Origin of the sequence: Dysgonomonas termitidis (assembly GCF_042654545.1) — a bacterium.
Classification (GTDB): Bacteria; Bacteroidota; Bacteroidia; order Bacteroidales; family Dysgonomonadaceae; genus Dysgonomonas; species Dysgonomonas termitidis.
The window spans coordinates 1-4137 of sequence record NZ_JBHSGN010000125.1 but is presented as its reverse complement, the minus strand read 5'-3'; the positions used below and the strand labels follow the sequence as shown (position 1 = coordinate 4137).

The 4137-nt window shown below is 49.3% G+C and carries 3 protein-coding genes; all 3 read left to right on the top strand.

Annotated features, from left to right (window positions below):
- Positions 1 to 369 precede the first annotated feature (369 nt).
- The 3 genes from ACFO6W_RS21310 to ACFO6W_RS21300 all read left to right on the top strand — a co-directional run bounded on the left by ACFO6W_RS21310 (position 370) and on the right by ACFO6W_RS21300 (position 3914).
- A complete protein-coding gene (locus ACFO6W_RS21310) occupies positions 370 to 1197 on the top strand; it encodes an OmpA family protein (RefSeq protein ID WP_380000252.1) in 828 nt (275 codons plus the stop codon).
- A gap of 406 nt (positions 1198 to 1603) precedes the next feature.
- Positions 1604 to 2728 carry a hypothetical protein gene (locus ACFO6W_RS21305; RefSeq protein ID WP_380000250.1) on the top strand — a complete coding sequence of 375 codons (1125 nt, stop codon included), beginning with the start codon at positions 1604 to 1606 and terminating at the stop codon, positions 2726 to 2728.
- 295 nt (positions 2729 to 3023) lie between these two features.
- Positions 3024 to 3914 (top strand): FimB/Mfa2 family fimbrial subunit, encoded by an 891-nt coding sequence (locus ACFO6W_RS21300; RefSeq protein WP_380000248.1) that lies wholly within the window; start codon positions 3024 to 3026, stop codon positions 3912 to 3914.
- Positions 3915 to 4137: the final 223 nt, after the last annotated feature.

The following is a 4137-nucleotide window of genomic DNA, read 5'->3' as shown; positions in this document are numbered from 1 at the left end:
GCCTATCATCGTCCTTTGATGCAGGTAAATACCCGTCCGTCCACCGATACGACACTTCTGTATAACCTGAAAATCCCCTATGAATCCTGGATGGATTCCGCCCGCCTGGTGCTCTACCAGCAGGTTACGGGATACAGGCAGGAATCACGGCTGTATGCGTTGGCATTGAGCGGCAAGGTGGAATTGGAAGCACGTGTGCCCTATCAGGTCAGCCCCGGTGTATCCTTCCTTGTTCCGGACAGGGAAGTCAAGACGCGCAGGCGTCAGGACAAGGCTTTCCTTGACTTCCGGGTGGGCAGGTCGGCCATCGATCCCGGTTTCCGCCGGAATCCCGCGGAGCTGGCCAGGATCAGCGAAGCCGTCTCGGATGTGAAAAACAACCCCGATGCGGTGATTACCGGCCTGTTTATCGAAGGCTATGCTTCCCCCGACGGATTGTACACCACCAACGAGCGTTTATCGAAAGAACGGGCTCTGGCGCTGAGGGATTACCTGAAAACGAAGTTCGGATTCGACGAGGGCCTTTTCAAAGTATCCTCTGTGGCCGAGGACTGGGACGGGCTGGCCGTACAGGTACAGGCCTCCGGTATGGAATACAAAGATAAGATATTGGACATTATCGCCACCACGGGAATAATGGAAGGACGCGAAGGCGCCCTGATGCGCCTGGCAAAGGGTGCGCCCTACCGGCAGATGCTCCGGGATATGTTCCCCGGACTCCGCAGGGTGGAATACCAGGTCGACTATACGGTCAGGGATTACACTGTCGAAGAAAGCAAATCGCTGTATAGCCGCAAACCGGAAGACCTGTCACAACTGGAGCTTTACAACCTGGCCCAAAGTTACGGCAAAGGCACGAAGGACTATACGGATATATTGCTCGAAGCGATTCCCAGATACTATCCCGGTGATGTGGCGGCAAACGTCAACGCGGCGGCGCTGCTGATCGAGAACGGGGAGCTGAATAGCGCAGGGCGCCTGCTGGACAAGGCAGCCGGCACAGCCGGTGGCGGCAACCATCCGGCCGTACTGAACAACCTGGGCGTGATACGCCTGCTGGCAGGGGAACTCGACCAGGCCGAAGCCCTGTTTAACCGGGCGAAAACAGCCGGCAGCAAGGAAGCGGCCCGCAACTTGGAGGAAGTAACGGCCAAACGGGTCGATAACAAGAAAATGGAACGGTATAAAAGCCGGTAAACCTTCCCCGCAAACCGGCTTGCGTCGACATACGGCGCGCCGGCAACGGTTTACAGGCCGGTACCGCAATCGAATAACCATTCATACATATAAATAAAAGGTAATGATAATTAAACAAACAAACGTAACAAAAGTATCAACAAGGAAAGAGGAGGGCCGTAAAGATCAGGAAAGGAGCGATTTAAACGTAGCTGGAAGAAACAGTTACAGTTAAGAGAAACAGTTAAGAGAAATACCCGGAAAAAACGATCAGGAGAAACAACCGGAAAAAACAAAAGAACGATTAAGCAAAACAGTCAGAAAGCAAAAAAAACAATTCGAAAAATTCAAAAATCAATTACAAAAATTCAATTAAGAAATTCAGACGATTGATTATTTATTTTATTAAATTTTTAAAACAAAAAGAATGAAAACAAATTTCAAACATGCAATTATTGCAGCAACAGCCCTGCTATTAGGATTCAGCAGCTGTTCGAATGACGATGCGAACGCTCCGGCGGACGATCTTCCTAAAAAAAGCGTGACCGTGAGTATCGCCGTGCCGTCGACCTATGCCGATGAAGCGACAGCTGTAGGAGTGACACCTGATATCGCCGAAGCGACAGTATTCTTCGTCGGTGGCGGTGTTATCGCAGAAGTCGGTACGCTGACTACCGCGGAGGTAACGTCAGGTAAAACATTTCCCGATGTACCGGGTTCCGTAACCGAAGTGGTTATTGTCGCCAATACCGCGACTATAGCAACATCCCCTGCTATCACTACAATAGCGGCAAATGATCCTTTATCGGAACTGAACGAGCTACTGTTCCAACAGGCCAGTCAGACCCACCCGAAAACAGGTGTTAATGTATTCGGCCGCGCTACTATCACAGGAGGTGCGGGTGCATATACAGCCAATGTAATGCTGGTTCCTGCTATTTCCCGGTACGAGATAAAAGAAATTTTGGCAGATCCGCTTGCAGCTATCCCATTGACAAGTTTCAAACTGACAGGGATTTATATCAACAATACATACACACAAATCGGTACGGACTATGTAACTAAGCCGACTTCGACTGCTAATATTCTGAGCTATGGCAAGTCTGATGCAATTTGGACCAACGGTTCATACCCTGCACGTTTCAAAGATGAATTTACAGGAGTTACAGGCGCTACAAGCTTTACACCGGCTAACAGATGGTCTTATTATGTAATGCCTGTAAAATCGTTGGTTGTGGGAACAACCATCGACGGGGTAGCCCAATCAGTGATTCCCCATATCATATTAAAAATAGAGGACGCAACTGCTGCCGGTTATTCTTTCCCTAGTCCTGCTTATATTACTATTAAAGACCTGAAAGTAGGTGGAGCACCGTTAACACAATTGGAACCCGGAAAAGTATACAGCATAGGTGGATCTGCCACTGGTGACGGTATTAAAATAGGAGGTGGAAATTTGGCTCCGGATCCGGAAACAAATGCTACTGAGAATATTCAAGTAACAGCTACTGTAACTCCATGGACAAACGTGGACGTTGATCCTGTATTTTAAATAACAGCTATTGAACTTTCACCTCAAAGGGGCCGGGGCTTACACTGCCCGGCTACTTTCGGAGAAACCAATCAAAAACCTTCAGAAGGGACGGGGAAGGGTTCCGGGTATAACGGACCGGCGCCCCTCCTCTCCCGGGAGGGTTTATCATAAAGCGGTTCACGGTAACTTACCGGAAACGGACCCTGTAAAACGGTATAATAAACGATACGACAAAAAAAATAAAGCCAATAAACAAGCAAGCGGTAACGCGGTTATTGCCTGCGATTGCCTTACAAAAATAAATTATTCACATATGAAACAGCTGAAGACATTAATCCTGCTAGTTGCGTCCGTATTTTTCACCGGATGTATCGGTGATGACCTGAGTGATTGCCCACCGGATGAGAATCTGACGCTCGCATTTTCCTACCTGAACTTTCCGGACCATATCAGCCGGGTGACAGTCGCGATATACGATCCGAGCGGAAAGCTGGTGGAGACGGTGCAAGTTGATAAGAACGATCTGGATGCCTTCCGGGGAGTCCGGTTATACCTGCCGGCAGGTGATTATACAGCTGTCTGCTGGGGGAACGCTTTTGATAATACTCAAATCAACGGGCTGTCCAATGGGGCCGGTATAAGCCAGCAAGAAGCGGCTCATCCCGGTTACTTCAATTCCGCGCGCATACCGACCAACGATGCCCTGTATTACGGCAAACATACCTTTACGGTCAAACCGGACACAGCCAATAGCGAGACGGTACCATTCACACCGGCCTATATCCGGCTCGTCATACAAGTCAAAGGCCTGGCCAGCACCGACGCCGGCGCACCGCCTTCCCTTTATCCTTATATCAGGGTGAACAACCTTGTACCTGCATACGACTATAATATGGTTACCCACGGTAACCCTACGACATACTATCCGCCGGTAACGGTAGACACGGGCAACAAACAGGCGCAGGCCACCTGCGACGTGCTGCGCTTCACGGCCGATAACCCTATCACGATAGACGTGCTGGACAACAGCACGGACAATACAGTGCTCCATACCGTAAACCTGCAAAAATTCATAGCCGACAACAATATCGTCATCGCTGACGGCAAAGAGGTCACCATACCGATCCTTATCTCATTCGAGGGGAATGTGGTTATCGTCACGCTGCTCGAGAACTGGGGAAACATCCCTGTAGACACGCTGTAATGACAATCACTGTATTGCAATAACATAACAATATAATTAACCGGTAAGATAGATAACGATTTAATACATGCTTAACAAAGAAAGATAGAACGATGAAATTAATAACTAAAGTTTTCTTGCTGGCCTGTCTGGTCGCCGTTACCGGCTGCACCACGGATGGCGATAATCCGGTTCAGCCTGATCCGGGTCAGAACGGGGAAAAGAATGTGACCCTCGAGGTTCG